The organism is Yoonia sp. I 8.24 (genome assembly GCF_022096995.1).
Classification (GTDB): Bacteria; Pseudomonadota; Alphaproteobacteria; order Rhodobacterales; family Rhodobacteraceae; genus Yoonia.
In genome coordinates, this window is record NZ_JACXGQ010000012.1 from 24,800 (window position 1) to 50,649 (window position 25,850).

Here is a 25,850-nt window from a genome sequence, read left to right on the forward strand (position 1 = left end):
TCATAAAGGGCCTGTTTTTCAGGGGGTTAATAACCTGTAAATATAAATATACAATAAATTCAAAGGCTTGGATATCTGCCTAAAATTTGGGCAAATAGACGAAGCCTGCTAAAACCAAGGGAAAATTTCAACTCTCACGGAACTACCCACCGAGTTATCCACAGAAACGGTGGATGCCTTTCCTCTTGTCCCTCCTGCGTTCTCATTGCAGGCGGGACAGAATCACAGAAACAGGCCGATGACCGACCAAACCTCGCCACAACAGACCACTGGATACGACCTGATCTACGGGTATTTACGCACGCTCGATTCCTCGCCGGGGGTGTATCGGATGCTCGATGCGGAAAGCCGGGTGTTGTACGTTGGCAAAGCGCGTAACCTGCGCAACCGTGTGAGCAACTATGCGCGTCCGGGCAATCATTCCCCGCGGATCGCGCGGATGATCAGCGAAACATCATCAATGATGTTTTTGACAACCCGCACTGAAACCGAAGCTTTGCTGCTTGAACAAAATCTCATCAAACAGCTTAAGCCGCGCTATAACGTGTTGCTGCGTGATGATAAGTCGTTCCCAAATATCTTGGTCACGAATAAACATGCCTATCCGCAGATCAAAAAACACCGCGGCGCGAAGAAGGAAAAGGGGAGCTATTTCGGCCCTTTCGCCAGCGCGGGTGCCGTGAACCGGACGCTGAACCAATTACAGCGCGTGTTTTTGCTGCGCAATTGCTCTGACACGGAATTTGAAAACCGCACCCGGCCTTGCCTGCAATATCAGATCAAACGCTGTAGCGGCCCATGCTGTGGTAAGGTCACGGATGAAGATTACGCCCAGACCGTGCGCGACGCCCAAGAATTTCTACAAGGTCGCACCAAACGGATTCAGGAAACGCTGGCGAGCCAGATGCAAGAGGCGTCCGATGCGCTCGAATTTGAGCGGGCCGCCGCCTTGCGCGACCGCATTCAAGCGTTAACCCAAGTCCAATCCGCCCAAGGGATCAATCCGCAATCCACGCCAGAGGCTGACGTCATCGCGCTTCATACCGATGGCGGGCAAGCTTGCGTGCAGGTGTTTTTCTATCGGGCCAATCAGAACTGGGGGAATCACGATTACTATCCCCGTATCAGCGGTGACGAAGACCTTTCAGAGGTGATGGAAGCATTCGTTGGGCAGTTCTACGCTAACCGCGAACCGGCGAAATTGGTGATCCTGTCGCATGGGCTTGATAATGATGAATTGATGGCTGATGCGCTTGCCGAAAAGGCTGGGCGCAAGGTTGAGGTGATCATCCCACAGCGTGGTGAAAAGGCCGAATTGGTGCATAACGCCCTGCGCAATGCCCGCGAAAGCCTTGCGCGTAAAATGTCAGAAACCGCAACGCAGGCCCGCCTGCTGAAAGGGCTGGCAGAGGCGTTTGAACTGAACAAAATACCCCAACGCATCGAGGTTTATGACAACTCGCATATCCAAGGTGCCCATGCCGTGGGCGCAATGGTGGTCGCGGGGCCTGATGGGTTCGAAAAAAACCAATACCGTAAATTTAATATTCGCGGGGATGATCTGACACCGGGCGATGATTTCGGCATGATGAAAGAGGTGATGACGCGCCGCTTTCAACGCCTGCTGAAAGAAGATCCTGATCGCACATCAGGCACTTGGCCTGATCTGTTGCTGATCGATGGCGGTGCAGGGCAGGTCAGTGCTGTGCGTGAAATTATGACTACGCTGGGGGTTGGTGATATCGCGATGGTCGGTGTGGCCAAAGGTGAAGACCGCGACGCCGGCAAAGAAGAGTTCTACCGCACGGGCCGGCCGGTGATGGCGCTGCGGCACAATGACCCGGTTCTCTATTTCATTCAGCGCATGCGTGATGAGGTCCACCGTTTTGCGATTGGCACGCACCGTGCAAAACGCAGCAAAGCAATCGGGGCCACGCCACTCGATGAGGTCCCCGGCGTCGGCGCGACACGTAAACGCGCTCTTTTGGCGCATTTCGGATCGGCAAAGGCCGTTTCTCGCGCCAATCTCGCGGATCTCAAGGCCGTGGTTGGTGTCTCCGACGCGCTGGCACAGACGATCTATGATTACTTTCACGAAAAAGGGTGATCGCATCTGGGATATGGCCAGCGGCGGTTTTGCGGGTTAGACAGAGTCATGACATTGAATATTCCCAATATCCTTACGATCCTGCGACTAGCCGCTGCGCCGGGCGTCGCAATCATGTTTTTGTATTTCAACCGCCCTTGGGCGGATTGGTTCGCGCTTGTGCTTTTTGTTGGCGCGGCATTGACCGATTTTCTGGACGGATATCTTGCGCGCCTTTGGAAACAAGAAAGCAAATTGGGCGCGATGCTTGACCCAATTGCCGATAAGGTGATGGTAATTATCGCGCTGGTCGTGATCACCGGATTTTCGGGGATGAACCCCTACATTTTGCTACCCGCAACCCTGATCATTTTCCGCGAAGTCTTTGTATCGGGCCTGCGCGAATTCTTGGGTGATACTGCGGGCACCTTGAAAGTGACGAAGCTCGCAAAATGGAAAACGACGGCCCAGATGGTCGGGATTGCGCTTTTGTTCGCGGCGGGCGCGTTTGAACATTATTTTGGGATGCAATCGCTTGCCATGACCTCTGAAATGGTGACCGATGCGATTTCCGGCAATGGCCCTGATGAGTTGGGGCTTTGGTGGAAATACAAAGGCATGGTTTTCAGCAGCTGGGCGGGGATTATCGTGCTGTGGATTGCGGCTGCGTTGACCGTGATTACTGGCTGGGACTATTTCAACAAATCAATGCCCTACCTACGGGATGACGCGTGATGAATGTGATGTATTTTGCATGGGTGCGCGAACGCATTGGTGTCCCTCAAGAACAGATTGATACCCAAGCTGCGACGGTCGCTGAACTGGTACAAGATCTGACCGCCCGCGAAGAAAGATACGCCGCAGCCTTTGCTGATGTATCGGCGTTGCGGGTGGCTTTGGATCAGGAATTGTCGGAATTTGATGCGCCGCTCGCCGGGGTGCGCGAGGTCGCCTTTTTTCCACCGATGACTGGGGGCTAAATGATCATCCGCGTGCAGTCTGACCTGTTCGATGCCGGGGCCGAATTGAATGCATTCGCCCAAGGTCGGCAGGATGTCGGTGCTGTGGTCAGCTTTACGGGCGTCGTGCGCGACACGCAGAGCGGTTTGAAAGAGATGCAGATCGAACACTATCCCGGCATGACCGAAGCGGCGATTGCCGCAATTGCCCAAGATGCTGTGACACGCTGGGATTTGGCGGACGCCTTGGTGATCCATCGTTATGGCGCATTGAAACCGGGCGCGCCGATTATGATGGTTGCGACCGCTGCCGCGCACCGTGTTGCCGCGTTTGAAGCGGCGGATTTCTTGATGGACTATTTGAAATCGCGGGCACCGTTCTGGAAGAAAGAGATTACAGCAGGTAACGCCACTTGGGTTGCCGCAAAAGATGCAGACGAAGACGCATTAAAACGGTGGTAAGCCGCGCATCTTAATCGGATGTTAGGGCCGTTGGGGGCATTCTGCAGCCGTCCCTACGGAAACGCACCATGCAAACTGCCAACATTGATATGGATGATCACGCGCTACGTGATCCGCTGAATTACGCCATCGCTAGCCGTGATGGGGATGTTATGGATTTGGTGCGTGACGCACTTGCAACTGGGCGGGCGCGGCTCGCATTTCAACCGATTGTGACATGCGACGACACCCCAAAAATCGCGTTTTATGAAGGGTTGGTGCGATTGCTGGATGATGCGGAACGCATCATTCCCGCAGCACATTTCATGCCACTGATTGAAGAAACGGTGATGGGGCGGCAGATCGACTGTGTGACGCTTGATCTTGCAATAAAGATGTTGATCGCGAATCCCAATTTACGTCTGTCGGTTAATTTGTCCGCGCGGTCGATCGGCGATGGGGAATGGCGGCGTATATTGGATCGGGGGTTATCGCATCAGGCGGCCCCGGGGGATCGGTTGATTTTTGAAATCAGCGAAACCTCGGCGATGTTGCTGCCCGAAAACGTGATCCGCTTTATGACTGAAATGCAGCCTAAGGGGGTTGCGTTTGCGCTGGATGGGTTTGGCGCGGGGTTCACCGCGTTTCGGCATCTAAAGGACTTCTTTTTTGATCTCGTGAAAATCGACAAAAGCTTCATCCGCGGCATTGATAAAAACGTCGACAATCAAGTGTTGGCTGAGGCGTTGATCACAGTCGCCCGCCAATTTGAGATGTTTACAATCGCTGACGGCGTCGAAACCGCGCAAGAGGCCGCTTTCTTGGAAGGGCTCGGTGTCGATTGCTTGCAGGGCTACTATTACGGCGTTCCAAAATTTGATCTGTGACCCTTCGTCATCTTGCGCCTCTTGCGTGTAAATGGCACCGTCCATTTAAAGAGGAAATCTAAGGGAGAAATTCATGACCAATGTTGTAATCGCATCTGCAGCACGTACTGCCGTGGGGAGTTTTAGCGGCGCATTCGCCAATACGCCAGCGCATGATCTGGGGTCTGCAGTCTTATCAGAGGTTGTCGCACGCGCAGGCATCGACAAGGCTGAAGTGAGCGAAACAATTCTTGGTCAGGTTTTGACCGCAGCACAGGGGCAAAACCCGGCGCGTCAGGCTCATATCAATGCCGGGCTCCCAATTGAATCTGCTGCTTGGGGAATTAACCAAGTTTGTGGTTCCGGTCTACGTTCGGTCGCACTTGGTGCGCAACACATTCAACTTGGCGATGCGGCGATTGTTGCGGCGGGTGGTCAGGAAAACATGACGCTCAGTACCCATGCCGCAAACCTGCGCCCAGGTCAAAAGATGGGCGACATGAAATTCATCGACACGATGATCCGTGACGGGCTGTGGGATGCGTTCAACAATTACCACATGGGTCAAACGGCTGAAAACGTGGCCGATCAGTGGGGAATCACCCGCGACATGCAGGATGAATTTGCGGTCGCGTCACAAAACAAGGCGGAAGCAGCGCAGAATGCCGGCAAGTTCGCAGATGAAATCGCCGCATTCATCGTGAAAACCCGTAAGGGCGACATCACCGTGGACCAAGACGAATACATTCGCCACGGCGCGACGATGGCAGCGATGCAGAAATTGCGCCCTGCCTTCACAAAAGAAGGGTCTGTAACTGCAGCGAATGCCTCAGGTCTAAACGACGGTGCCGCGGCGACATTGCTGATGTCAGCTGACGACGCTGAAAAACGCGGGATTGAGCCGCTCGCGCGAATCGCATCCTACGCAACTGCCGGGCTCGACCCGTCGATCATGGGTGTGGGCCCTGTCATGGCCAGCCGCAAAGCGCTCGAAAAAGCGGGCTGGTCTGTGGGTGATCTCGATCTTGTTGAGGCGAACGAAGCCTTTGCCGCACAGGCCTGTGCAGTAAACAAAGACATGGGCTGGGATCCTTCAATCGTGAACGTCAACGGCGGGGCCATCGCGATTGGGCACCCAATTGGCGCTTCTGGTTGTCGTGTGCTGAACACCCTTTTGTTCGAAATGAAGCGACGCGGCGCGAAAAAAGGTCTTGCGACTTTGTGTATCGGTGGCGGTATGGGTGTTGCAATGTGTGTAGAGCGTCCGTAATAATGTGTCTGTAATTGTCAAATTTGAGCAACAACATTGCTTTGCAAATCTTCGGGAGGAGAACACATGACACGAGTAGCACTTGTTACCGGCGGGTCGCGCGGCATCGGCGCAGCAATTTCATCGGCTTTGAAAGACGCGGGGTGCACCGTTGCGGCGACCTATGCCGGAAACGACGAAAAAGCTGCGGCCTTTACTTCTGAAACCGGGATCAAGACCTACAAATGGGACGTCGGTAACTACGAAGCCTGCGCCGAAGGTATCGCGCAGGTCGAAGCCGACCTCGGCCCCATTGATATCTTGGTAAACAACGCCGGGATCACCCGTGACGCGCCATTCCACAAAATGACACCTGAACTGTGGAACCAAGTGATCGACACCAACTTGTCGGGTGTGTTTAACATGACCCATCCGATTTGGCCGGGCATGCGCGCGCGCAAATTTGGCCGGATCATTACGATCAGTTCAATCAACGGACAAAAAGGGCAGTTCGCGCAAGTGAACTATGCTGCCGCAAAGGCTGGCGATATTGGTTTCACCAAAGCGCTGGCTCAAGAAGGTGCGCGTGCCGGGATCACCGTGAACGTTGTGGCACCGGGCTACATCAACACCGAAATGATGAGCACAATCCCTGAAAAAGTGATGAACGAAGTGATCTTGCCACAGATCCCTGTGGGTCGCTTGGGCGAAGCTTCCGAAATCGCGCGCGCGGTTGTGTTCCTGGCCTCTGATGACGCGGGTTTTGTGACCGGGTCAACGATTTCCGCAAATGGCGGCCAATACATGATCTAAGGCTAACAAAAGTCTATAAAAAAGGGCCACGTCATTTCGGCGTGGCCTTTTGCTTTGTCGGGTACCTAGTTTTGTCTACGCATTCGCGGGTATGACATCTTGTGTCTTTTGTCCCGGACCTGAGGCGCGTCAATACGCGAGGCAATCGCCGACTTTGACGAAATTATTTCGCCTACAAAAATGTTAGTGCGTGCTAAGTTTTGTGATTTCTTCTTTCAGAAGAAGTTTTTGTTTCTTGAGGTTAGCGATCTCAAGATCGTCTGTCGCCGGACTTCGCTGCATGACTACGACGTGGTCAGAGAGGGTTTGGTGTTTTTTCTTCAGTTCCTGCAGGTGTGAACTCAAGCTCATGGTCGTCCTCCTTTGGGTTAGAAAGTAAGTATATTGCAACACATTTATGACGGTTTGTCACGCGTCATGCGCGCAATATACTGTGACAAGAGGCTGGTTGAAAAACCTTGCCAGAAGGTTAAGGGAGGATATTCAGCTCTGCGCCATCACGTAAGATTGCGCGCACATGTGGTGTATAGGTTTCTTTATCGCCAGTATGTGCTTGCCCCATATGCATAATAAGTGTCGGTGCCATTCGAAATGCGGCACGCCCTTCTTGTCGGGATTGCAGCAAGAACAGTTCGGGTGCCCGATCTTCGCGTCCGGCAATGGGCCGCACAACAATTGCGCCAAGCCGCCCCTGCAACGCTGCGATCACCTCGGGGAGACGCTCCATGCGTTGAATAATCGTCAGATAGCCCCTTGGCCCCACGCGCCGCGCGCCAATATCGAGCCAGTCACCTAACGGCGTATCCCCGGCAAGCGCGACATCGCGTCCGGCATCATGGGCTGCGACACCATGCGCGCGTTCAAAATAGGGTGGGTTCATGATCACGTGATTAAACCGTTTTTGGCGCAAGTGAGCAGGCAATTTCCGCAGGTCCGCGTTGATCACCGTGAAATCCGCTTCGTTCTCGACCGCATTTTGTCGCGCAAGCGCCGCGTAATCATCCTGCAGTTCAACCCCGGTGACGCTGATCCCCGGAACCCGCGCGCATAAGCACAAGGACGCAACCCCAACGCCGCATCCCAGTTCAAGAACCGATTGGTCCGGTTTCGCTGCGATGCTTGCCGCCAAGAGAACCGGATCAACCCCCGCGCGGTACCCTATGCGTGGTTGGAAAATTCGTAGTTTGCCGCCGAGAAAATCGTCTCGTGTTAGGTCCTTAGCCACGGCCCAAATCCACCTCGGCATCGCGCATGATGGCCTCTGCCATGAACAAATCGCGGTCCAAAACCATTAACCTGCGCGGCATTATGCCCAAGCTCCCTTCGAGGACGCTCATATTTACGTCGAAGGTGAAGCAGTCTATACCCTCGCTGTCCAATAGGGCGGTTGCAAAGGCGATGACAGTGATGTCGTTGGTGCGCAAAAGCTCTTTCATATCTATGACCTAAGACGAGGTACTGCCTTTGTCTACCACATCACGGAAATGCGCATGAGCCTTGATCAAGCAGCCACGAAACCTCACGAACAACTGGCCGCCGCATTGGCGGATGATATGGCAGCGGTTAACGATATGATCCGCGCGCGGATGGCGTCTGAACACGCGCCGCGTATCCCCGAAGTTACCGCCCATTTGGTCGAAGCAGGCGGCAAGCGTTTGCGTCCGATGTTGACCTTGGCTGCGGCCCGCATGTGTTGCTATGACGGCCCCTATCATATCCATTTGGCCGCGACGGTTGAATTCATTCATACAGCGACTTTGCTGCATGATGATGTTGTCGATGAAAGCAGCCAGCGGCGCGGGCGCCCGACTGCCAACTTGCTTTGGGATAATACGTCAAGTGTGCTGGTCGGCGATTACCTGTTCGCCCGTTCGTTCCAGCTGATGGTCGAAACCGGGTCGTTGCGGGTACTGGATATTTTAGCAAACGCATCGGCAACAATTGCCGAAGGCGAAGTTTTGCAGCTGACCGCCGCCAGTGATTTGGCCACGACTGAAGATATTTATATCCAAGTAGTGCGCGGCAAAACGGCGGCGTTGTTTTCAGCAGCGATGGAAGTCGGCGGTGAAATTGCAGGGCAGGATGCCGCGACGAAAAGGGCGCTTTATGACTATGGCGATGCTTTGGGTGTGTCCTTTCAGATTGTGGATGACCTGCTGGACTACGGTGGCACGACAGCGACCGGCAAAAACATTGGCGATGATTTTCGCGAACGCAAACTTACGCTGCCTGTGATCCGTGCCATCGCGGCGGCGGATGCTGAAGAACGCGCATTTTGGGAGCGGACCATTCAAAAAGGCCGTCAAGAAGACGGCGATCTGGATCATGCGATTGGCCTTTTGGCGAAATACGGCACAATGGAGACCACACGGATTGATGCGATTTCTTGGGCAGAAAAGGCGAAATCTGCGCTGTCCGTGATCCCTGATCATCCGTTGAAGGTGATGTTAACCGATCTGGCGGATTACGTCGTCGCGCGGATTACTTAACGGTGAAATGCGCGTTTGATATCCTCGATCGCGGAAACTTGGCTTGTGGACAAATCGTTTTCGACCAAACCGCCTAAGATGTCGTGCAATAAATCCCAAGATGCTTCGCCGTCGATTTTGCGCAAACGGCGTGCGAGCCGGGTGATCGCGGATTGTGCGTCTTGGCATTGGCCCTGCAACCAGCGCCCGAGGACTTCCATTTCTTCGGCTTCTTCTTCCGAACAGCGCAGCTTTGTACGCAGCTGAACGTGCAGTTTGTCGCGCTGGTCTTTGGTGGGAAGATCATCCAATTCGATAAACGCTTGCGCAATTGCACAGATAGCGATGCGTGCGTCGTCGATTCCTTCGACAGGGTGCGCGTTCATTTGCTTACGAAAGGCGAGTTTGCGCGGAGCGTTGCGGACCGTCGCTGCGACATCAGCCGCCGTGTCGATTGCATCGCCGGGGTTGTGTCTGACCCAGAACCAAAGGGCTGCGCCAAGTGACGAGAGAATAAGAATAATAAGGGGCATATTTGAATATCTACCGTTTGAAATAAACCTGTCGTTGTACGCGCAGTTAATACGAGGTGGCTTAAAAGGTAAACGTAGAAGTGATGCGCGCAGGGCAATGATCACATCGCCCTGCAGGGGAGCGTTAGTCGATTAGGTTGTCCGCAACGGCGGCCTGTGCTGCGGCGACCAGTGCTGCGCCGTCAAAGCCTTTGTCGTCCATCTCGGCGATCCACTGGGCGGTGACGTCGGTGCCCAAATCCATGATCCGTGCGGTTTCTGCCTCTGACAGGGTTGCGATCTCATTGCCGGAAGCGGCCATCAGGTCGCGCCCAACGGCATCTCCGGTATCATGCGCGCGCCCCGCCCACATGCTCGCCATGAGGCCAGAATTGGCGTCGATAATCGCGCGCAGGTCGTCGGGCATACCGTCATAGACATCTTTGTTCATCGCCCAGATGAAGTAGAGATTATAAAGCGCCTGATCACCTGCGACATCTGTGTGGCTATCCGTCAGTTCATCCAGCTTAAGCGATGGGGACATTTCCCAAGTGATGACGCCGCCGTCGACCACGCCTTTGGATAGGGCTTCGGGGAATTGCGGAACGGGCATGCCGATGGGGGTTGCCCCTAACGCGTCAAGTAGCATTGTCGCTGGGCGAGATGGGCCACGTAGTTTCAGCCCGCCAAAATCTTCGACGGTTTCAATCGCATCGCCGCGTTTATGGACGATACCTGGCCCGTGCATGTGCGCTGCAATCACGTGAACATCGGCAAAGTCGTCCATCAGATAGGTTTCAGTATATTCCCAGGCCGCAGCACTGGCTTCTTCGCCTGATTTTGAGGTCATGAAAGGCAGTTCAAGCGCTTCAGCCTCGGGGAAACGGTTCGGTTGATAGGCCGGGATCACCCAGCCGCCATCAATCGCGCCATCGCGGATCAGGTCGAATTGATTTGGCGCAGACCCGCCCAATTGCATGAATGGGTAAAGCTCTACTTTGATCCGACCGTTTGATTGTTCTTCGATCGCATCGGCCCATGGCTGCATGAAATAGGTAGGGTTCGCGCTTGCCGGGGACACAAAGTGCTGGAACCGCAGTGTGACCTCTTGGGCCAGACCAGAAGTTGCGGACATCGAAATTGCGGCCGCACAAGCGGCATGTTTCATCAGGTGCATGGTGCATCCTTTCGTTGATATTTATTGGGGATGCCACCGCTAGCGACATCACTCATATAAGGGTGATATGCGCTAGTTGCAAGTCATTCGCAGTTTTCTGCTAGTAGTCCGAGGTTGGATGATACCGCCCGCCGGGCGAACCTGTGAATATCTCGCAGCCAGTCTCAGTCACACCAATTGAATGTTCGAACTGTGCGGACAGGGATTTATCCGCTGTAACCGCGGTCCAATCATCGCGCAGAACTTCAACGTACGGGCGGCCAAGGTTAATCATCGGCTCGATCGTGAAGAACATCCCCGCTTCCAACGTGGGGCCACTGCCCGGACGGCCAAAATGCACGACGTTAGGCGGCGCGTGAAACACGCGGCCCAGCCCATGACCACAAAAATCGCGGACAACAGACATGCCCTGGGCTTCGGCGTAGGTTTGAATTGCGTGGCCGATATCGCCAAATGTGTTGCCCGGTTTCACTGCCGCAATCCCCAGCATCAGCGCGTCATGGGTCACGTCAATCAGCTTGCGGGCGATGGGTTTGGGTTTGCCAGCCACATACATCCGGCTGCAATCACCGAACCAGCCATCAACAATTACCGTGACGTCGATGTTCAAGATGTCGCCTGATTTCAACGCATCATCGCTACGCCGCTTTTCAAGATTCTTTGACACGCTTTCAGACGCGCCTTTTGGAATAGGCGCACCGGGTATACCATGACAGACCACATGGTTCACCGAAATACAGCTGGCGTGTTTGTAGCCCTTATAGCCAATCGTCGCGGAAATCGCGCCCGCGTCATCGACCCACCGGGTGATCAGGCGGTCAAGTTCACCCGTTGTTTGGCCGACACGCACATGATCGGCGATGTCATCCAAGATCTGCGCGGCCAAGGCGCCAGCCTTGGCCATTCCTGCAAAATCGCTCGGGTCGTAAATCCGGATGCCATCTTTGGTGATGCGGCCTTTGTTCGTGTCCACGCCTGTATTCCTTTATCGCTTACCCGCGATATAGGCGAAACAGGATCAAAGTTCTAGGCAAACCATCCCAGTTATACCCGCGCTAAAATGACGTCAAAGTCGACAGACAAGAATGTCTCGGTGACACTGCCCGATATCTCTAACCCCTCGGGGAAATCGCTGGCTGGTTTTTCGACGTAGGTCATGACCAGATCATCACGCACGCCAAACACGGTGTCTTGGTCCAGATAGGGATCGTCATCCGGAAAAATTTCGGTGACCAAAGTTTTGAACCCGGGTGCTTTGATGATGTAGTGCAGGTGTGAAGGCCGCCAAGGGTGACGCCCACAGGCCCGCAGGATATCCCCAACCGGGCCGTCAGACGGGACAGTATATTCAACGGGTTTTACAGTGGTGAACGCATATTTTCCGTCCTCCCCAACTGTCATCAAACCGTGGAACGAAAACGTATCTTGTTCGTCGTCTTGGCTTGCGTACATGCCGTTTGGCGCGGTTTGCCAAATATCAAGTTCGGCATTGGGAATAGGGTTTCCATCCGTGTCACGAATGGTCCCCTGGGCCAGCAAGATGGGGCCGCCGTAATGGCGTTTCATGTCGCCGCCAACGGCGAGCGGTGGGGCGCCAGAAACGTGGAATGGTCCAAGTACCGATGATGACGTGGCATCCGGGCGTGAATGCAGCATGTCGACCAATGACGACAGGCCAAGCACATCTGACGCCAGCACAAATTCGTGGCGGTCTTCAGTTTCGATCGCAGCGCAGCCTTCTAAGAACGCGATCCCTGTGCGCCATTCATCATGTGTCAGGTTCACTTCGCGGGCGAAGTCATGCAGGTGTTGGACCAGTGATCCCATGACCTCACGCGTCCGTGCGTCAGTGCTGGCCGCCATATAGGCCTTAAATACATCGGTGATATTGTCTTTGGTGACGTTACGCATGGGAACGACCTCCTAGTTTAGAGTAGAGCAAGGCTCAGGATTGGGAATTGGATCAGGATCATCAGTGCAATCAACATGACAAAGGCGAACGGTAGCGCCCCCATGAAGACATCCATCAAGGAAATGCGATCATCATTGATCGTCGATTTGATCACGAAACACGATATGCCAAGTGGCGGGGTCAGTAGCCCGATTTCAGCGCCAACAACTGTGATGATTCCGAACCAAATCAGCGATAGATCCATCGCTTCGATCATTGGCAGGAACAGCGGGACAACGATCAAGATGATCGATGCCGTGTCCAACAACGTGCCAAGAAACAACATCAACAGCACATAGAGCAGCATAACGACCCAGAACGAGGCTGCATTCCCGGCAAGCAGATCTTGTAGCTGGTTTGGCAACCCTGCCATGCCAAGCATCCGGCTGTAGATCGATGCAGCTGTGATCAAGAATAGGATCGCGGCTGTGATGTGACCCGTTTCTAAAAGCGCGTCCCAAAATGTCTTGAGTGACATGGAGCGGCGTGCCGCCGCGATGCATAGCGCGACCAACCCACCAGCTGCCCCTGCTTCTACCGCTGTTAGCCAACCGGTATAGATACCGCCCAGAACCAAAGTGATCAGGCCTAGCGTTGGTAGGGTCTTTGACGCGATTTCACCGCGCGACATCCATTCGGTGTCTTCAACAACGCGACCGCCGACGAAATTCGGGGTAAATCGGCCCATAAGCCAGATCGCGCCAACATAGGCGACAGCCAGCATGACGCCAGGAATAACGCCTGCAAGAAACATGTCGCCGACTGATTGTTCCGCAACAAATGAATAGATGATCAGCATTGCCGATGGCGGGATGATCATGCCCAGCACGGATGACCCTGCGACAACACCAACTGCAAAGCGGGGGTTGTAATCTTGTGCCATCATTTGCGGGACGGATACTTTGGTGAATACGGATGCAGAGGCGATAGACGATCCTGTCACAGCAGCAAACACAGCGTTTGCGCCAACTGTCGCCATGCCGATCCCTCCTTTAACCTTGCGAAAACGCATGGTCATGACTTCGTAGATATCGCGGCCTAACCCGGCCTTGGAGACGATAAGCCCCATAAAGGTAAACAGCGGTATGGTGGCAAAACTGTATTCCATCGCACTATCGCCGACAGCAACCTTCAGCAGGTTAAGCGAAAGCGTAAAATTGTCCCGCATCAGCCAGATCGACACAAGCGATACGGTGCCAAGCGCGATAGGGATGTAGACACCTGAATAGATCAGAAAGATGATTGCGACGACCGAAATCAGGCCAATTTCAATGGGGCTCATGTGGTGGGCTCATTATGTTCAGGGGCGCGGACCAATTGCGGGCGGTCTTGGGCGGTGATGACTTTTAGAACGAAGATGATGCATGACAACGCACAGCCGCAGGCAATCACGAGCTTAATGGGCCACCAAGGGGCGGTGAACACGCCGGGCACGCCAAAGAAGTCCTGGGTTTCCCACATGTGCATGAATTCAGGGAACATGATGTACGCAACAAGCCCCATAAAGATTGCAGATACGGCATTGATGATCCGGCGCAGATTTGCGGTCAGATTAGGGCGACGTTTGTGGAGCACATTGAGGAACCCGTCAGAGCGGGTCAGGCGGTCAACGCGCACAACATCAGCAAGCTGTAGAAAGACAATGAAAACGACCGATAGCTGGACGATTTCATAGGTGCCTTTGAGCGGGGCATTAAACACGCCCCGCGCAATGACATCGACATTGAGGATCACCACCAAGCCCAGAACGCAAACCGTTCCAGCTGCATTGGCGATGATCGCCACCTTATTTGCGACCCCTGAGAGGCCTGTAAGTACAGATTTCAACATAATCTAGGCCCCTTCAGGGATCGATCGGGATTAAGGCTGTGTCCAGTCGCGGACGCCGACAAAGCCAGCAGCTTCAAGTTTCGCAAGGTAAGCGGCGAGCATTTCTGTTCCCGGTTCACCGTTGGCATTCAGCGTCTCAGCCAGCTCAACCGCGATGTTTGGCATCGCATTTGCCCATGCTGTGCGGTCTTCTTCGGACACTTCGATGATCGTGCCGCCTGCTTCTACATATGCAGCTTCGGCATCAGCCGCGCGGTCCATCGCAAGGCCAGCCAAGTGATCGCGATAGTCAACGGCCACAGCTTGCAGCACTTCTTTGACTTCGTCAGGCAGCGCGTTCCAATAGTCTTGGTTTACAGTCACGGTTTTAGAGTTCACCGCACCAAAATCTGTCCGCAGCATATAAGGGGCAACTTCTGAGATTTTGAATGTTGCGGCGGCTTCTGGCCACAGCTGTGCCGCGTCAACAAGACCGGTTTGCAGCATGTTGTAGAAATCGGTCAAACCGCCACGCACACCGGCAGCGCCTTCGATACCTTCAAGGTACCGCAAATTCATGCCTGCGCCCGCAACCTTCAGGCCTTCAAGACCCGAAATGTCAGTCAATTCATTTGTCGCGAACACCTGATAACTGTCCAGCACAACACCGGTTGCAAGATAGACTTGGTTTTGATCGGCAAATTCGTTTTGCATGGCTGGGAATTCGCGGGCAATTTCGTCAATCGCCTGTGCAACCGCGCGGGCGTCAGATGAAACAAACGGCGTAACCGCAGCGAGCCCTTGGCTAGGCAGTTTGGAAGAGTGGAAGATCGTCGTGACGATCCCAATATCGCCAAGACCAAGCTGGACGCCTTCCAGTACGCCACGTGGTTTCACGATAGACCCGCCATAGTTTTCTTGCCAGTCCATGACATAGTTGCCGGTTTCGGCAAGGCGGCGGTCAACCTCGGGGATAAAGAAGTCAGTGAATTCCTGCACCCAAAGAGCGCGCGCTGGATAACCGTCAATGACGACAGCCGAAATTCTTTCCTGCGCCGCGACAGGCATCGCTGTCATCGTCGCAAGGGCCGCACCCATAAGGCTGCGTCGTGTCCAATTGATCATGTGTTTTCCTCCCAGAAAATTTGGGCGTTTAGCCCGTTTAGTAACTAGTTCGCTTTCTCCCAGTTGACCGTAAGTTCTGTGCCTGCCGCTTCGAAAAGTTTGGCGATGGCGCAATATTTGGCGGTCTCAAGGCCAACCGCTGTCAGCTCCTCCTGACTAGCGGTCGTGTTGCAATTAACCGTAAGTGTGACGGCCGGAAACGGGATATCGATCTCATCCTCCATGAGAACGCCGCGCCGGTCGAATTGGCAATTTGCGTCGATTGTCACGTCGCCAAGGTCCACACCCAGGCGACGTGCATTTTTATGGCCGATCACATTTGTACACGCGATGAGCGCAGACATAGCCATTTCGGTTGGGGTGGCGCCTAAATTGGTGCCGCCCCGTTCTATCGGCTCATCAATGATGACATTGAGATCCCGCACCGGAATTTCAGTCCGCGCATGGGTCGGGCATTGCGCGGTCGTCCGGTAGGTCACAACTGTCTTCATTTTGATCGCCAAATGAATATCCCCTTAGGCGAAGCTACAAGCCTGCTCGAAAGCAAGGCGCGGCAGTTTTTGGAATAGCGCCGTTTCATCAGCGTAACCAATATTGCACAAAAAGTTAGACTTAAGAGTCGTGCCGGCAAAGAATTCTTCGTCGACAATCGCGTTTGAAAACCCAGACATCGCCCCGACGTCTAATCCAAGTGCGCGCGCTGCGATCATGAAGTAGGCGCCTTGCATCGTGCCGTTGCGAAACGCGGTTTCTTCGCAATATTCGGGTTTCCCGTCAAAAAGGTGGCGGCGATCTTCGTGTGGGAACAGATTGGGAAGTTCTTTCCAAAAATCCATGTCATGCGAAATAATCGCAGTGACTGGTGCGCCCATCATCTTGGCCACGTTTTGCGGCTTAAGCGACTTTGCGAGCCGTTCTTTGCCTTCGGGTGTATACACAAACGTAAACCGCGCAGGCAGCGTGTTCATGCTGGTCGGGCCGTTGATCGTAATGTCGTAAAGCTCTTCAAGCAGACCCTCGGGGATCGGTTTGTCAGTCCACGCGTAATGCGACCGCGCATCACGCAAGATCAGATCAATGGCATCATCTGACAGACGGTTGATGCGTCCACGGAGCGCGCGGTGATCTTCTTGCGCCTTTGCGCGCGCTACAGCCAACGCCTGACCCGTGGGCGCATTCATTATGCAGCCCCCTTAACATGATCGGCTTCGTCGACGATTGGGTTCGAACAAATGCCGATCCCTTCGATTTCAACGTCGACGATTTCGCCGGGAACAAGCCAGCGTGGGTTTGGCTTTTTGGCATGACCAACACCGGGTGGTGTGCCCATAGCGATCAGATCGCCGGGTTCAAGTGTGGTGTATTGCGAGATCGTGGCGATGGTTTGCGCAACCGACCAGATCATGTTGCCAGTGTTGGAGGATTGCAAAATCTCATCGCCGACACGGCTTTCGATTTTCAGACCGGCGGCACCTTCTGGAACTTCGTCGGGTGTCACAACGAATGGGCCAATCGCGCCAGTATCGTCAAAGTTTTTGCCCGGTGTCCACTGATGCGTCTTGCGCTGGTAATCGCGGACAGAGCCGTCGTTAAAGACGGTATAGCCAAACACATGGTCCAGTGCATCGGCCTCTGAAATATGACGGCCACCTTTGCCGACGATGAACATCAGCTCGGCTTCGTAATCAAGTTTTTCAGAACATGTCGGGCGCACGAGTGGCGCGCCAGCGGCCATGATCGAATTTTTGCCGCGCATAAACAGGGCGGGGTAGTCGGGAATGTCGTAACCGCCCTCTTTGATGTGGTCTGTATAGTTCAGACCAAGGCAGATGATCGTGCCGGGTTCTGCAACGGGCAGGGCAGGTGTAATCGCGGCGATTGCAACGCGTGGGGCGTCGGTCATCTGATTAGCAACTGATTCGATCAGCGCGGGGTTCTGAATGAGCCCCATCAGATCACCGCCAATTTCAGCGTTTAACGCCGTTAAATTAACGGCATTTTCACCATCGACAGCGAATACTGCAGTACCATTCGTTGTCTTGCCCACCAGATATTTCATTCATCTCATCCTTGTCAGTTCGCATAATTTCTGCCTACAATCATATCGAATGTCAATAAATATCGATATTTTGGGAGGAATTGAGATGGTTGCTTGGATGGAATACAAGTCGGATGCCAAGGCACGCGGGGCGCTTGCGCTTGAGCTTTACGTTGCGCAAAGCACGCCCGTAAAGGCGCCCGCGGACGTCAAAGCGGTATTGCCAAAGCATTTGGCATATCAAGCGAAGCTTGAAGCGGCCGGGCAGCTGGCGCTTGCCGGTCCGATGTCGGACGAAGCGGGTGACCAAATGCAAGGGGTAGGTCTAATTATCTACCGTGCGCCGAGTCTTGAGGCAGCCCGCGCATTGGCCGAAGCTGATCCGATGCACAAAAGCGGCGCGCGTAGTTTTACCTTGCGGCGTTGGATGATAAACGAAGGATCGTTGAACCTCTCGGTGGGACTTTCAACAAAGACTGTGAACCTGACATAAACTTAGCGAAAGTCCCGATATGACCATGATTGACGAAACACAGGTCAAGGAAACTTCAGCCACACACGGTGCCTATATTACCCTGCGCGACATGATTCTTACGGGAGTCTTGCCAGCGGGCCAGAAGCTGAAAATTGAACAGCTGCGCGGTCTGCTTAATACGGGCGCTTCACCTGTCCGCGAGGCGCTGAGCCTTTTGACATCGGATATGTTGGTTGAACGCATTGACCAACGTGGGTTTCGCGCGGCCCCGGCCAGCAAGGCGAATTTTGCAGAGATTTTGGCGCTACGCTGCACGCTTGAAGATTTGGCCCTGCGCCAGTCAATCGCCAATGCGACGCCAGACTGGGAAGAACAGTTGGTGTTGACCCATCACCACATGAAAAAGGCAAGCGGTCAGGGAACGAAACTGTTTGAAGAGGCGCATAAGACATTCCATATGGCGCTTTTGGCCAATAGCGAATCCCCGATGTTGGAGCGCTTTTGTGCACAGCTTTATGATCTGAACATTCGGTATCGCTATCTTGCGGCGAAAAGCGCGACCTACCAAAAACGCGATGTATCTGCCGAACATGAAGAGATTTTGGACGCGGCAATTCAGCGTGACCAAGACCGCGCATCGGCAAGTTTGTTAAGTCATTACCGGTTGACGGGTGATTATTTGTCCCGCGCATTAGATATCTGAGCGTAATTTTTTGCCGATTTAAATGGACGACATGCAAAAATATCGATATTAACGCTGTGACTCTTTGATGGAGACTATCATGCAGCGAAATCGCTTTCTCGGGGATATTCTATCGCAACTCTTTGACCGTCGGGGTGCCTTGCACGGAAAAGATGACACGCGCGACATCTACGCGCTTTGCCAGGCATTGCTATCAGCGGAAGGTGAAGTATCCGGTTTTCGGCTCGCTGCGACGGTGTTAGAACGCTACGCCGCGCTCACGGCTGATGACAAAACGGCGTTCTTTTACTACTTGAATTCCGATCTCGATATTGATGCGGCGAAGATTGCAGAAATTGCTGCGCAATATGCAAATGAACCGACCCCAGAATTGTTCAAAACGCTGAGCCAAGCAGCGGAACCCAAACGCCAGGAATTATTGCGGCGGTTGAACCAACCCGTCGGGGCGACGGCGGCACTTGTGTCGATGCGTGTCGATCTGTTGAAGCTGTTGCGCGATCACCCCGATCTAAAACGCACGAACCATGATTTTGCGCATTTGTTGCGTAGTTGGTTCAATCGCGGTTTCTTGGTTTTGCAGCAGATTAGCTGGGACACCCCGGCGCGTATTTTGGATAAAATCGTCGCCTATGAGGCCGTGCATGAAATCGATGATTGGGACGACTTGCGCCGGCGTTTGTATCCCCCGGATCGGCGTTGCTTTGCGTTCTTTCATCCGGCGATGCCCGACGAGCCGCTGATCTTTGTAGAGGTCGCGTTAACAAAAGATATTCCCGGTTCGATCGACCAGCTTTTGTCCGAAGGTCGTACCCCGCTTGATGCCGATCAGGCGAAATCTGCCGTATTCTACTCTATTTCAAACTGTCAAAAAGGGCTGACCGGGATCAGCTTTGGCAACCTATTGATCAAACAAGTGGTGGCTGAGCTATCGCTCGAATGTCCGCAGCTTGAGACATTTGTGACCCTGTCGCCGATTCCAGGGATGAACAAATGGCTTGCGACCCAAGTAGATGATCCTGACCACGGTGCCGCCGCCCAAGCAATTCTAGCGGGCGACGGCCCCGAAGATGATATTCGCGCGATGGCGGCCCGCTATTTGCTTGTTGCCAAGCGCGGTGACGGCATGCCGCTTGATCCGGTTACGCGTTTTCACCTTGGCAATGGCGCAGAAGTACACGACATTCACGCGGGCGCCGATAGCTCCGCGAATGGTATGGCGCAATCAAGCGGTGCAATGGTGAATTATCTTTACAATTTGACGCAAACCGAACGAAATCACGAAGATTTCGCTATGGCGTCAACCCTCGTCGCCGCGCGCAGTGTGCAAATCCTGTCAACGGCGTCGCTACAGACAAAACCGAAGGAGCCTACCGCGTGACAAATACACTTTACGATGCGCTGATCGCGCCACACGCAAACAACACGCAGCCGTTCATGGATTGCGATGATGGTCAGACGGTCAGCTATGCCGGATTTGTCCAGCGGGTGGCCCAATTGGCGCATGTACTTCGCGACGCTGGCGTGCAACCCGGTGACCGGATTTTGGTGCAAGCTCCCAAAACGGCGGATACGATCGCATTATACGGGGCCGCGATCCAAGCTGGCGCTGTCTATTTACCGCTAAACACCGCCTACACGCAGTCAGAGCTCAGCTATTTCGCGGAAGATGCGACGCCCCGTCTGATCATCTGCGATACGAAAGACTTCGCGCGTATTGATGCCGCTTTTGATGTTCCCGTTTTGACGATGGCAGCCGATGGATCCGGGACGCTCGCGGATGCGGGGGATGCGGCAAACACATCGTTCGAAACCGTATCACGTGCGCCGGATGATCTTGCCGCGCTTTTGTATACTTCTGGCACGACCGGGCGTTCAAAGGGGGCGATGTTATCGCATAAAAACCTACTCTCGAATGCGCGCTCGCTGACAGACCTGTGGGAAATCGGGGATAAAGATCGGTTGATCCACGCACTACCGATTTTCCATACGCATGGGCTTTTTGTGGCGATGAATACCTCGCTTTTGGCTGGGGCACAGGTGCGGTTTATGCAAGCGTTTAACCAAGACGCGGTGATCGCAGAGCTACCCAAATCCACCATGTTGATGGGGGTGCCGACATTTTACACGCGGCTGTTGGATGATCCGCGCCTGACCCGCGAACTTTGCGCAAACATGCGTTTGTTCGTTTCGGGTTCGGCCCCACTATTGGCGGAAACCCATACTGCGTTTGAACAACGGACCGGCCAGCGTATTTTGGAACGCTACGGGATGACTGAAACCAATATGATCACGTCGAATCCGTTTGCTGGCGACCGGATTGCGGGCACGGTCGGCTATCCGCTGCCCGGGACCGAAGTGATCATCACTGATCCGGACACTGGCGCACCCGTGCCCGCTGGCGACATTGGCATGATCGAAGTGCGCGGTGACAACGTGTTTCAGGGCTATCTCAATATGCCCGAAAAAACCCGCGAAGAGCTGCGCGAGACCGGATTCTTTATCACCGGTGATCTTGGTGTCGCAGCTGATGACGGGCGGATCAGCATTGTTGGGCGTCAAAAGGATTTGATTATTTCTGGCGGCTACAACATCTACCCCAAAGAGATCGAAGATGTGATCAACGATGTTGATGGCGTCTTGGAAAGCGCCGTCTTTGGCGTGCCGCATCCCGATTTCGGCGAATCCGTTTTGGCGGCCGTTATTCTGGAACCAGAGGCCACGGTGACCAGCGATGAAATCGCGGCCCAAGTGACGGCAGAACTGGCCCGGTTTAAGCACCCGCGCCGCTATATCATGCGTGATGCGTTGCCGCGCAATACAATGGGTAAGGTTCAAAAGAACCTTTTGCGCGATGAATATGGGGTATAGCTTCGGGGTTATGTGCGTGTGATAGCTGCGCGCATCTGAACGCCACCCGGAGGAGACCGCCAATGCCCAACCCAACCGCCGCAATGCTTGTAATCGGCGACGAAATTCTGTCTGGGCGCACGCGCGATGCGAACATGCATCACCTTGCGGGGGAATTGACCGCTGTCGGTGTCGACCTACGTGAAGTCCGCGTGGTCAGCGATGATCGCCCGGCGATTATCGCAGCTGTGCGCGCATTGTCGGACGGGCATGACCATGTTTTCACAAGCGGGGGCATTGGCCCTACCCATGATGATATTACCGCTGACTGTATCGCCGCCGCATTTGAGCGCCCCATTGACGTGCGCGACGATGCGCGCGCATTGCTGCAAGCGCATTATGATGCGTCCGGCAAGGAGTTGAACGCCGCGCGTTTGCGCATGGCCCGCATTCCAGATGGGGCCATGCTCATCGATAACCCTGTCAGCGTTGCCCCCGGATTTACGTTGGGCAACGTACATGTCATGGCAGGGGTGCCGTCTGTGTTTCAGGCCATGGTCGCAAGCATTTTGCCGGCTATGACGGGTGGCGCGCCATTGCAGTCACGCACCTTGCCATTGATGCAAGGCGAAGGGGATGTTGCCGCGCGCTTGACCGCATTTGCAGAACAGCACAGCGATCTTTCTGTCGGGTCCTACCCGTTTCAGAAAGATGGCCAATATGGTACAAACCTTGTGCTGCGTGGCAGTGATATTGCGCAGCTGGATTCGGCGCTTCTTGCGCTAAAGAAGGTGTTTTCTGCATGAGTTTTCCAGATGCACAAAAACTATATGCGGTGATCGAGGGGACGTGGCCCGCCGCCGTGAAACAGGCGCTTGGCCCCTGGACAGTCCGGCTTGACGATAGCAACAGCAGCCGGGTCAATGCCGCAACCGCAGAGAAACCCTTTCAAGAAGCCGATATCGAAATCGCCCAAGCGGCGATGATTGACGGCGGGCAGCGCCCGCTTTTTATGATTCGCGCGGGCGAAGAACGGCTTGATGCCATGTTGGCTGAACGCGGATATGTGATCAAAGACCCGGTGTATATGTACGCGGCTGCGGTAGCGGATATCGCGCTACCACGCGACCCGGAGCGCAGTTTTACGGCTTGGCCGCCGCTGGCGGTGCAGGTTGAGATTTGGGCGCAAGGTGGGATCGGGCCGGGGCGGATCGCGATTATGGATCGCGCCCGCGATCCAAAGGTGACGCTTCTTGGCCGGGTCGGCGATGCGCCTGCAGGCAGCGTCTATGTCGCGATTGCGGGGGATTGCGCCATGATCCACGCGCTTGAAGTTACGGATTCGCAGCGTCGCAAGGGGCTCGCACGGGATTTGACGATTGCGGCGGCACATTGGGCGCAAGCGCAGGGCGCGGTCTATCTCACGCTTGTGACAACCCAAGAAAACGAGGCGGCAAATGCGCTCTATACTTCCCTTGGCATGACCACTGTGGGACAGTACCACTATCGGATGTTGCTGGAGTAACCCGTTGAATTGCATCCCGCGCCCCATTGCGACCTTAGTTCCCAGCCGGTGCACGGCGGGTATCTGTTTGCTGTGGGTCTTGGGGACGGCGGGCGGCGCTGAAACATTACAATTCCCGAGCAATGCAACGCTGCAAACCCAAGAAATTGCTGCCTTGGATAGCTATGCGATGCCCGTCGATATCTGGGCGAATGGTGTCTTACCTGCCGAAATGGTCGAAGGTACCGTGACCAAACAGGCGTGGCGGATCGACACGCAGGGGCTTACGACTTTGCAACTGCTGCGCCCCTTGCGGGATCAATTGCGCGATGACCGGTATCAGATCGTGTTCGAATGTCAGACTGAGGCCTGCGGTGGCTTTGATTTCCGTTTCGGCACGATGACATTGCCTCCGCCGGAAATGCAGATCAACATCGGTGATTTTCGGTTCTTGTCGGCGGTGCGGATCGGGGCGGATGGCCCCGAACAATTGACCCTATTAGTTACTCGAACCGCGCAGGCAGGATTTGTGCAAGTCGTGCATGTCGGACCTGAATCCCAGACAGCGAAGCTGGCCACGGTTGCCGTGGGGCCGGCATTGGGTGCAATCGAGGATGTGAACACTGGCAGTCTCGCGGATCAGCTTGGGGTAAGCGGCCACGCGATCTTAGCAGATTTGACCTTTGAAATCGGATCGTCGCAATTGGCGGTTGGTAATATGGAGTCACTGCAAGCGTTGGCAGACTATTTGGCGGACCATCCTGATCGCAAAGTCGCGCTTGTCGGGCATACCGATGCGTCCGGATCGCTTGACGCAAATATTGCGCTTTCTAAACGGCGTGCAGGATCTGTGGTGGAGCGATTGGTTTCTGACTATGGGGTTGCACGCGCGCAACTCGCGGCGGAGGGCATGGGGTATTTGGCCCCGATCGCTTCCAACTTGACGGAGGCTGGCCGTCAAGAAAACCGCCGGGTTGAAGTGATCGTTACGTCAACGACTGACTAAATTAGTGCATAGGCAGCTGTTCTGTCCATACCACAAGCCGTGCGCGCCCGTCCGCTTTCGCCTTGTACAATGCTTGATCGGCGCGGGCGAACAACGTGTCCAGCGGTTGATCTGCAAAATTCATCGCCGCTCCAACGGAGAGGGTGACCCTTAGATCGCGCACACTGCTGCCGTTAACGGGACGAAATATGATGGGTTTCGTCAGGCGTTCGCCAACAGCGCGAGCTTGTTCAAGCGACGTGTTTCGCAAGAAAATAGCGAACTCCTCTCCGCCGACCCGGCCAATAATATCATCGTGCCGCACGTTTTTGCGGAGCGTTTTGGCAATGCGTTTAAGGCAGATATCGCCCGTTTGATGCCCATATGTATCGTTGATGCGCTTGAAATTGTCGGCGTCAACAAGCAAGAGCACCCCATCCTTGCATTCTTTGCGGCGGCTGTCGGTATGTTCAAAAAAGGTGCGCCGGTTATTTAGTCCCGTTAGCCCATCTTTGCGCGACAAGAATGAAAGTTTGCGCTGTAAACGGATCTGAAAAACGATGACGAAGAGGGCAAATAATACAAATGGCCCCCCCACAAATACCGCATGCAGGACATAATAAAGCGGCGTCACGAGGTGCGACATCCCATACGCCCGCATAAAGCCGACGTTCACGAGGGCGATAAGGCACACAACCACTGCAAACCGCCCAACAACGGCTGATCCGCTGCGAGGTTCCAGGATGCGCATAAGCTTGTCAAACCGGGTATCTATCATAGGGCGCGAAAATAGCGCCGGTTCATTAATTCAGGTTTAATCGCGCAAAGAAAACCGCTCGCGGGCTTACCAAGCGTTGGGGTTTTTATCGGCGAATGCGTGCGCAAGAAAATCAATGAATGCCCGCACCTTGGGTTGTGTAAACCGTCCAGGAGGGTAGACGGCATAGATGCCTTGGGATTCAACGGGTAGATCAGGAATGGCTTCTTCGACCAGACCCCGTCGCAAGGCGTCTGCATATAAAAACGACGGCAAATAAGCGATTCCCAATCCGCTTACGCAGGCATTCAACAGCGATTGCCCGTCATTAACCGTGAGCCAGCCCGCCGTGCGAACCTGCCGTTTTTCACCAGAGGGCGCGGTCAATTTCCACACAGCGGAATTTGACTGATTAGAATAGTGCAATAGCTTGTGATCGTTCAGATCATCGATCTTTTCTGGTCGCCCGTATTGCTCAAAATAGGCAGGGCTTGCGATCATGCGCCGGGTTGTTTCGGTTAGTTTGCGCGCGCGTAGGGTGCTGTCTTCGAGCTCACCAATACGGACGGCCATGTCGAACCCTTCGGAAATCAATTCGACGTAGCGATTGTTCAACACCATGTTGACCGTGATGTCAGGAAATTCGCGCAAGAAATCCCCCAGCACGGGCGACAGGTGGTTTACCCCAAAATCGGTGGCAACACTGATCCGCAACAGGCCAGAGGGCGCGGATTGCATCGAGGTCACAAGCGCATCCGCCTCGCCGGCGTCGTTCAAGACACGGCAAGCGCGGTCGTAATAGGCAAGTCCGATTTCGGTTGGGCTGACGCGGCGGGTGGTCCGGTTGAGCAGGCGCGCGCCAAGACGCGCTTCAAGCGAGGAAACATGTTTGGATACGGCGGATTTTGAAATCCCCATCTTTTTTGCCGCATCTGTGAAACCGCCTTGATCAACGACCGTAGCAAAGGCTTCCATTTCCGTCAGGCGATCCATGCACATTCCTAAAATCTAACTTCACCCACATTTTTTGAGGGAGAAATCAGGCAGGAATGGGACATATGCCTGACAAATCCGGGGTATCAGCC

The 25,850-nt window shown here is 54.4% G+C and carries 30 protein-coding genes; 15 read left to right on the forward strand and 15 right to left on the reverse strand.

Annotated features, from left to right (window positions below; genetic code table 11):
• Window positions 1–238: 238 nt before the first annotated feature.
• From uvrC to phbB, 7 genes are all read left to right on the forward strand, one after another.
• Entirely contained in the window at window positions 239–2,107 is a 1,869-nt protein-coding gene (gene uvrC, locus Yoon_RS17145; protein WP_238113933.1) for an excinuclease ABC subunit UvrC, read from the forward strand.
• A 48-nt stretch (window positions 2,108–2,155) separates the two neighbouring features.
• Window positions 2,156–2,821, forward strand: coding sequence for a CDP-diacylglycerol--glycerol-3-phosphate 3-phosphatidyltransferase (gene pgsA, locus Yoon_RS17150; RefSeq protein ID WP_238113934.1), 666 nt, complete (start codon window positions 2,156–2,158; stop codon window positions 2,819–2,821).
• Window positions 2,821–3,066 carry a molybdopterin converting factor subunit 1 gene (gene moaD, locus Yoon_RS17155; protein WP_238113935.1) on the forward strand — a complete coding sequence of 82 codons (246 nt, stop codon included), beginning with the start codon at window positions 2,821–2,823 and terminating at the stop codon, window positions 3,064–3,066. The genes pgsA and moaD overlap by 1 nt, the downstream gene beginning before the upstream one ends.
• Window positions 3,067–3,507 (forward strand): molybdenum cofactor biosynthesis protein MoaE, encoded by a 441-nt coding sequence (locus Yoon_RS17160; RefSeq protein ID WP_238113936.1) that lies wholly within the window; start codon window positions 3,067–3,069, stop codon window positions 3,505–3,507. It begins immediately after the preceding gene.
• Between the two features lie 68 nt (window positions 3,508–3,575).
• Window positions 3,576–4,373: an EAL domain-containing protein gene (locus tag Yoon_RS17165; RefSeq protein WP_238113937.1), complete on the forward strand. Its 798-nt coding sequence runs from the start codon at window positions 3,576–3,578 to the stop codon at window positions 4,371–4,373.
• Window positions 4,374–4,446: 73 nt separating this feature from the next.
• Entirely contained in the window at window positions 4,447–5,622 is a 1,176-nt protein-coding gene (locus tag Yoon_RS17170) for an acetyl-CoA C-acetyltransferase (RefSeq protein ID WP_238113938.1), read from the forward strand.
• Between the two features lie 66 nt (window positions 5,623–5,688).
• A complete protein-coding gene (phbB, locus tag Yoon_RS17175; RefSeq protein WP_238113939.1) occupies window positions 5,689–6,414 on the forward strand; it encodes an acetoacetyl-CoA reductase in 726 nt (241 codons plus the stop codon).
• 183 nt (window positions 6,415–6,597) lie between these two features.
• On the opposite strand, the gene Yoon_RS17180 is transcribed toward phbB, so the two are convergent.
• From Yoon_RS17180 to Yoon_RS17190, 3 genes are all read right to left on the reverse strand, one after another.
• Window positions 6,598–6,765 carry a YdcH family protein gene (locus Yoon_RS17180; protein ID WP_238113940.1) on the reverse strand — a complete coding sequence of 56 codons (168 nt, stop codon included), beginning with the start codon at window positions 6,763–6,765 and terminating at the stop codon, window positions 6,598–6,600.
• Window positions 6,766–6,883: 118 nt separating this feature from the next.
• Window positions 6,884–7,660 carry a tRNA1(Val) (adenine(37)-N6)-methyltransferase gene (locus Yoon_RS17185; RefSeq protein WP_238113942.1) on the reverse strand — a complete coding sequence of 259 codons (777 nt, stop codon included), beginning with the start codon at window positions 7,658–7,660 and terminating at the stop codon, window positions 6,884–6,886.
• A complete protein-coding gene (locus Yoon_RS17190; protein ID WP_113776984.1) occupies window positions 7,632–7,850 on the reverse strand; it encodes a DUF2007 domain-containing protein in 219 nt (72 codons plus the stop codon). The genes Yoon_RS17185 and Yoon_RS17190 overlap by 29 nt, the downstream gene beginning before the upstream one ends.
• A gap of 54 nt (window positions 7,851–7,904) precedes the next feature.
• Here Yoon_RS17190 and Yoon_RS17195 point away from each other — a divergent pair, with 54 nt between their 5' ends.
• The gene (locus tag Yoon_RS17195) at window positions 7,905–8,903 is read left to right on the forward strand and encodes a polyprenyl synthetase family protein (protein WP_238113945.1); all 999 of its coding nucleotides are present in this window, start codon (window positions 7,905–7,907) and stop codon (window positions 8,901–8,903) included.
• On the opposite strand, the gene Yoon_RS17200 is transcribed toward Yoon_RS17195, so the two are convergent.
• The 10 genes from Yoon_RS17200 to Yoon_RS17245 all read right to left on the reverse strand — a co-directional run bounded on the left by Yoon_RS17200 (window position 8,900) and on the right by Yoon_RS17245 (window position 17,515).
• Window positions 8,900–9,415, reverse strand: coding sequence for a hypothetical protein (locus Yoon_RS17200; RefSeq protein ID WP_238113947.1), 516 nt, complete (start codon window positions 9,413–9,415; stop codon window positions 8,900–8,902). The genes Yoon_RS17195 and Yoon_RS17200 overlap by 4 nt on opposite strands.
• Window positions 9,416–9,539: 124 nt before the next feature.
• The gene (locus Yoon_RS17205; protein ID WP_370642214.1) at window positions 9,540–10,571 is read right to left on the reverse strand and encodes a TRAP transporter substrate-binding protein; all 1,032 of its coding nucleotides are present in this window, start codon (window positions 10,569–10,571) and stop codon (window positions 9,540–9,542) included.
• 100 nt (window positions 10,572–10,671) lie between these two features.
• Window positions 10,672–11,544 carry a type I methionyl aminopeptidase gene (gene map, locus Yoon_RS17210; RefSeq protein ID WP_238113949.1) on the reverse strand — a complete coding sequence of 291 codons (873 nt, stop codon included), beginning with the start codon at window positions 11,542–11,544 and terminating at the stop codon, window positions 10,672–10,674.
• 71 nt (window positions 11,545–11,615) lie between these two features.
• Window positions 11,616–12,482, reverse strand: a complete 867-nt coding sequence (locus Yoon_RS17215; RefSeq protein WP_238113951.1) for a dioxygenase — start codon at window positions 12,480–12,482, stop codon at window positions 11,616–11,618.
• 17 nt (window positions 12,483–12,499) lie between these two features.
• Window positions 12,500–13,804, reverse strand: coding sequence for a TRAP transporter large permease (locus tag Yoon_RS17220; RefSeq protein ID WP_238113953.1), 1,305 nt, complete (start codon window positions 13,802–13,804; stop codon window positions 12,500–12,502).
• Window positions 13,801–14,352: a TRAP transporter small permease subunit gene (locus Yoon_RS17225; protein ID WP_113776979.1), complete on the reverse strand. Its 552-nt coding sequence runs from the start codon at window positions 14,350–14,352 to the stop codon at window positions 13,801–13,803. Before Yoon_RS17225 ends, Yoon_RS17220 begins: the two co-directional genes overlap by 4 nt.
• A gap of 30 nt (window positions 14,353–14,382) precedes the next feature.
• Window positions 14,383–15,456 carry a C4-dicarboxylate TRAP transporter substrate-binding protein gene (locus tag Yoon_RS17230; RefSeq protein WP_238113955.1) on the reverse strand — a complete coding sequence of 358 codons (1,074 nt, stop codon included), beginning with the start codon at window positions 15,454–15,456 and terminating at the stop codon, window positions 14,383–14,385.
• A gap of 44 nt (window positions 15,457–15,500) precedes the next feature.
• Window positions 15,501–15,947: an OsmC family protein gene (locus Yoon_RS17235; RefSeq protein WP_238113956.1), complete on the reverse strand. Its 447-nt coding sequence runs from the start codon at window positions 15,945–15,947 to the stop codon at window positions 15,501–15,503.
• Between the two features lie 24 nt (window positions 15,948–15,971).
• The gene (locus Yoon_RS17240) at window positions 15,972–16,637 is read right to left on the reverse strand and encodes a malonic semialdehyde reductase (protein ID WP_238113958.1); all 666 of its coding nucleotides are present in this window, start codon (window positions 16,635–16,637) and stop codon (window positions 15,972–15,974) included.
• On the reverse strand, window positions 16,637–17,515 hold the full coding sequence (locus Yoon_RS17245; RefSeq protein WP_238113960.1) for a fumarylacetoacetate hydrolase family protein: 879 nt from the start codon (window positions 17,513–17,515) through the stop codon (window positions 16,637–16,639). The genes Yoon_RS17240 and Yoon_RS17245 overlap by 1 nt, the downstream gene beginning before the upstream one ends.
• A gap of 49 nt (window positions 17,516–17,564) precedes the next feature.
• Between Yoon_RS17245 and Yoon_RS17250 the strand changes: the two genes are divergently transcribed.
• The 7 genes from Yoon_RS17250 (at window position 17,565) to Yoon_RS17280 (ending at window position 24,029) form a co-directional block, all read left to right on the forward strand.
• A complete protein-coding gene (locus Yoon_RS17250; RefSeq protein WP_238113962.1) occupies window positions 17,565–17,987 on the forward strand; it encodes a YciI family protein in 423 nt (140 codons plus the stop codon).
• A gap of 19 nt (window positions 17,988–18,006) precedes the next feature.
• The gene (locus Yoon_RS17255) at window positions 18,007–18,672 is read left to right on the forward strand and encodes a GntR family transcriptional regulator (protein WP_238113964.1); all 666 of its coding nucleotides are present in this window, start codon (window positions 18,007–18,009) and stop codon (window positions 18,670–18,672) included.
• A gap of 79 nt (window positions 18,673–18,751) precedes the next feature.
• Complete coding sequence (locus tag Yoon_RS17260) at window positions 18,752–20,050, forward strand: malonyl-CoA decarboxylase (RefSeq protein ID WP_238113966.1); 1,299 nt, start codon at window positions 18,752–18,754, stop codon at window positions 20,048–20,050.
• Window positions 20,047–21,540 carry a malonyl-CoA synthase gene (locus tag Yoon_RS17265; RefSeq protein WP_238113968.1) on the forward strand — a complete coding sequence of 498 codons (1,494 nt, stop codon included), beginning with the start codon at window positions 20,047–20,049 and terminating at the stop codon, window positions 21,538–21,540. Before Yoon_RS17260 ends, Yoon_RS17265 begins: the two co-directional genes overlap by 4 nt.
• A 62-nt stretch (window positions 21,541–21,602) precedes the next feature.
• The gene (locus Yoon_RS17270) at window positions 21,603–22,325 is read left to right on the forward strand and encodes a molybdopterin-binding protein (RefSeq protein WP_238113969.1); all 723 of its coding nucleotides are present in this window, start codon (window positions 21,603–21,605) and stop codon (window positions 22,323–22,325) included.
• Complete coding sequence (locus Yoon_RS17275; RefSeq protein ID WP_238113970.1) at window positions 22,322–23,044, forward strand: GNAT family N-acetyltransferase; 723 nt, start codon at window positions 22,322–22,324, stop codon at window positions 23,042–23,044. Before Yoon_RS17270 ends, Yoon_RS17275 begins: the two co-directional genes overlap by 4 nt.
• 67 nt (window positions 23,045–23,111) lie before the next feature.
• Window positions 23,112–24,029: an OmpA family protein gene (locus tag Yoon_RS17280; RefSeq protein WP_238113971.1), complete on the forward strand. Its 918-nt coding sequence runs from the start codon at window positions 23,112–23,114 to the stop codon at window positions 24,027–24,029.
• Between the two features lies 1 nt (window position 24,030).
• Here Yoon_RS17280 and Yoon_RS17285 read toward each other — a convergent pair whose 3' ends face one another.
• Entirely contained in the window at window positions 24,031–24,759 is a 729-nt protein-coding gene (locus tag Yoon_RS17285) for a GGDEF domain-containing protein (RefSeq protein ID WP_238113972.1), read from the reverse strand.
• A gap of 93 nt (window positions 24,760–24,852) precedes the next feature.
• Window positions 24,853–25,758, reverse strand: coding sequence for a LysR family transcriptional regulator (locus tag Yoon_RS17290; RefSeq protein WP_238113973.1), 906 nt, complete (start codon window positions 25,756–25,758; stop codon window positions 24,853–24,855).
• Window positions 25,759–25,850 lie beyond the last annotated feature (92 nt).